This is a genomic window from uncultured Lawsonella sp. (assembly GCF_947252745.1).
Taxonomy (GTDB): Bacteria; Actinomycetota; Actinomycetes; order Mycobacteriales; family Mycobacteriaceae; genus Lawsonella.
Window position 1 is genome coordinate 1 of the sequence record NZ_CAMXWW010000018.1, and the last position, 4,261, is coordinate 4,261.

Below are 4,261 nucleotides of genomic sequence, written 5' to 3' on the forward strand. Positions count from 1 at the left end.
ACAGGTCAATCCGTGAAAATCCGCGATTCCGGACACACTTTTTGACCCTTAACCCCCTCCCGCTGTTCCGTTCGCTCCCCTAGACAGGTGCGGTACCCTGTGCATAGCAGTGCCACACCGTCCCTGCATGGAGGGGAGAGTTCGTGAATATTCCTAGCACGAGTGCTTCTACCAGCGCTTCCGCTCACTCGGCGCGGATACCGGTGCTTGTTCTCGCTGGCTTTCTGGGGTCGGGAAAGACCACCCTCCTTAACCATTTACTGCAGGATGACCACGGCATTAAGCTCGCTGTGATCGTTAACGATTTTGGCACAATTCCAGTTGACGCGATGCTGGTCGCGGGGCAAGTAGATTCTCTCGTGTCGATGGCGAATGGTTGCCTCTGTTGTCAGTCCTCCGATGAGGAGCTGGATGCGGCACTTGACCAGCTCGCCCACATCCCCGGAGTGGAAGGCATCATCATTGAGGCATCCGGTCTGGCAGAACCGCAGGTGCTGATGTCCATGGTGGCGACGGCCACGACTGTCACTGAGGTGTCCGTCGGTGGCCTTGTTGAGGTTATCGATGCAGGGGAAGTGCTTGATACGGTGCGACAGCACCCTGCGGTGGCCAAGCGCCTCCATAATGCAGATCTGATTGTTCTGAATAAAGCTGATCGTGTCGAGCCGGCAGAACTCCAACAGGTGCGACAGCTTTTAGCGGAGGCGGCTCCAGCAGTGATGACGGTGACGACTGCCTATGGGCGGGTGGATGCGCGCGTGTTGTTTGACCGTCCGCAGGCGGACCCCCAGAATTTTGCTGAGCTGGTGGCAGAGCACCGGGATCAGAACGCCGAACACGGCCATCATGACCATCACCATCTGCATGACAGTTACCGCACGGTCTCACTGCCGTTGCAGGCACCGCTGCACCCAGCTCGTTTTATGGACTTTGTCCGTAATGGTGCTGGCGGTGCTTATCGGGTGAAAGGTTTCCTGCAGTTGGCGGGAGCGCGGGAGCCTGAGTCTTTTATTTTTGAAAAGACGGGGCAGCATATTGCGCTGCAACGCTGGTTCCCCCAGAGTAGTGCGAACGCGGCATCGGCTGATGCGACGCCAGCTCATGCGACGTTGTTGGGGGATGAGGAATTGGCGCAGGCTGGTCTTGTTTTCATTGGGGTGGAGCTCGATGAGGCAGCTATTGCTGAGGTGTGTGCGGCATGTGCGTGGGGAGGATCGGAGGTAGACCCCGTCAGTGAGGGCGAGTTGTGGGCGTTTTACCCTTACCTGGAAGACGTTGCGGCGGATCCGGAGGATTACTGGTGGGAAGATTGGGGAGGAGAGTCTGCTGCCGGCGAGAGCTATTTGGTGGAGCCGGAGGACGATCCTATGTTCTTGCCGTAGTGGGGGATGAGGCAAGTTATTGCCGTTGTCTGCGCCCGAAATGGGAAGTTGGCGGGATATGTGACTGGAGTGACATGTGAGATACTAGTCTAGACGTAGCACCCCTTTTTGGGGGTGATGAGGGACTTTGCTTCTGCTCACTTCAGCGAGGAGGTCGTGCGTGACCAGCCCAGAAGATTTCGTGGCTCGACAAGAACATGATCTTATTTCCGTCGCTGTTCACACCTTTCACCAGCAGTCAGGTGTGTCAGTGGCACTCGGTGCACAGGTCATCCCCCCGAATGAGATCCGCATTATTGAAGGATGCGGTTTGCATACGGATGCCATGCGTAATCTCCGAATCGACTCCGGTAGCGGTGTCGGTGGCCGGGTTTTTTCTACTCAGCACGTTATGGGTGTGACGGACTATCTGCGGTCGCAGTCCATTAGCCACGAACTTGACGCCTATATTCAGGAAGAGGGAATCCGTTCATTAGCTGCTGCCCCGGTGGTGGTACAGCGGAACGTGCGTGCTGTGCTCTACGCGGGTGTGCATGCTGCGGTGCGTCTGTCTGACCGGATTCTGGAAGAGTTGACGCACGCTGCACGCAATCTGGAGCAGGACATTGCGGTGATGGATGCGACGATTGTCGTTCCGGAAGACCGCGAACGGACTCGCGCCGATGAGATCGTCCCTTCATCAGACATGTTGGGGAGTACGGCCGGTACAGATTCGATCCGCTCGGGCCCGGAGTGGGAACAGATTCGGCAGGCTCATACCCGTCTGCGGGTGCTGGCAACGCGGGTGAATGACCCGGAGGTGCAGCGCGAGATTGAAGCGATTTCTGATCTTCTCATCACCTCTCCTCGAATGATGCATATTCACCTTTCGACGCGCGAGATCGACGTGCTGTCTTGTGTAGCGATGGGGCTGACGAATATTGAGGCTGCAGCGGAAATGGGAGTGGGTGCGGAGACGGTGAAGTCCTACTTGCGCAATTGCATGCGCAAGCTGGATGCTCATAATCGTTATGAGGCAGTCAGTTCCGCTCGTTCGCTGGGTGTTATTCCGTAGTTTTGGTGGGGTGACGGAGCTGCGGTGGTTGGCTACTAGCTCGGTGTTTGCGCTGCATGTAGTGCCCTTTGTTGAGCTGCCGTGGTGGGGGGTCTGCGTTACTCTAGAGGGCGAAGTGTAGGGCGTGAAGAAAGTGGATCCTGTCGTGAACGATAGTTTTCTCGTAACCGGTGGAAGCCGTCTTTTGGGGGAAGTGGCTGTCTCGGGTGCGAAGAACAGTGTGCTGAAATTGATGGCGGCAGCGCTCTTGGCAGAGGGGACCACGGTGCTCGATAACTGTCCACGCATTCAGGATGTTCCCCTCATGATTGAGGTGTTGCGGGGCCTGGGGTGTGAGGTGGTCTGGGAAGAGGATCAGGGTCGCATCACCATCACTACCCCGGCTCAGCCGAGTTCTGAGGCGAATTTTGAGGCAGTTCGGCAGTTCCGCGCGTCTGTCTGTGTGTTGGGACCGCTGGTGTCGCGGACGGGGAAAGCGATTGTGGCTCTTCCGGGGGGTGATGCCATTGGTTCGCGTCCGCTGGACATGCACCAGTCGGGTTTGGAGGCGTTAGGGGCAGAGACCTCGATTTCCCATGGGTGTTTGGTGGCACGGGCCGGTGACTTACATGGAGCGCACATTAAGCTGGCTTTTCCGTCTGTAGGGGCGACGGAGAATATTGTTACGGCAGCAGTGTTGGCGCAGGGGACGACTGTGCTGGAGAATGCCGCGTGTGAACCCGAGGTGGTTGATCTGTGCACCATGCTGCAGCAGATGGGTGCTCAGATTGAGGGTGTGGGGGAGAGCACCATTACTGTGCATGGCGTGGAGTCGATGCACCCGACGTGCCATCGCGTGGTGGGGGATCGTATTGTGGCTGCAACGTGGGCTTTTGCCGCATCGATGACACGTGGGGATATTCGGGTGACGGGGATTAATCCCGAGTACCTCAATGTCGTGCTTATGAAGTTGCAGGCGGCGGGGGCCGAAATTACTCGTGAGGCGAATGGCTTCCGGGTGGTACAGCGGGAACGTCCCAACGCGGTGAATTTTCAGACGTTGCCTTACCCAGGTTTCCCGACTGACTTGCAGCCTATGGCCATTGGGTTGGCTGCGGTCGCGGAGGGGGATTCGCTGGTGACGGAGAATGTGTTTGAAGCGCGGTTCCGTTTTGTTGATGAGATGGTGCGGTTAGGTGCGGATGCCTATATTGATGGGCATCATGCGGTTATTCGTGGGGTGGAGCGGTTATCTTCCGCGCCTGTGTGGTCGTCCGATATTCGGGCGGGTGCCGCGCTGGTGCTGGCTGCGCTAGTGGCAGATGGCACCACGGAAATCCACGATGTCCACCATATTGATCGCGGTTACCCCGATATGGTGGCCCAGTTACAGGATCTCGGTGGGAAAATTGAGCGAGTTTCCATGGTGGGAGAGCCCACAAAGTAAACAATTGGGGTTGGTTTTCAACTGTTGTTGGCCAGTCTCGGAAGGTGCGTGCAAGCTCTCTGAGGAACGAGTTGTACAACCACCGCAACTTTCATCACTGTAATTAAGGAAATCACTGTGAACAGGTGATTTGACTTCATCCGGTGGAGTGAGTAACTTATTCCAAGTCAGCGAAACTGGCCGGCCGCGAAAGCGACTAAGGAAGCCTCCAAAGACTTCTCGTCAGTTTCAGGCCAACTCCCAGTCACCAAGACAGAGTTTCCGCCGATTTTGACGGAGACAACATCAGATGGTAAACTGGAGAAGTTGCACTCAGAGAAGAGAAAATAACCTTTTCTGGTCGCTGAGTGGGCATGTTGTTTGAGAACTCAACAGTGTACTGATTTTATTGAATGCCAA

The 4,261-nt window shown here is 56.4% G+C and carries 3 protein-coding genes; all 3 read left to right on the forward strand.

The genetic code is table 11. From position 1 onward, the window contains the following. The first annotated feature begins 143 nt into the window (after positions 1-143). The 3 genes from Q0X28_RS08525 to murA all read left to right on the forward strand — a co-directional run bounded on the left by Q0X28_RS08525 (position 144) and on the right by murA (position 3,862). A complete protein-coding gene (locus Q0X28_RS08525) occupies positions 144-1,382 on the forward strand; it encodes a GTP-binding protein (protein ID WP_296239889.1) in 1,239 nt (412 codons plus the stop codon). A 160-nt stretch (positions 1,383-1,542) separates the two neighbouring features. After that, positions 1,543-2,436: a LuxR C-terminal-related transcriptional regulator gene (locus Q0X28_RS08530; protein ID WP_296239887.1), complete on the forward strand. Its 894-nt coding sequence runs from the start codon at positions 1,543-1,545 to the stop codon at positions 2,434-2,436. A gap of 145 nt (positions 2,437-2,581) precedes the next feature. After that, entirely contained in the window at positions 2,582-3,862 is a 1,281-nt protein-coding gene (gene murA, locus Q0X28_RS08535) for a UDP-N-acetylglucosamine 1-carboxyvinyltransferase (protein ID WP_296239885.1), read from the forward strand. Positions 3,863-4,261: the final 399 nt, after the last annotated feature.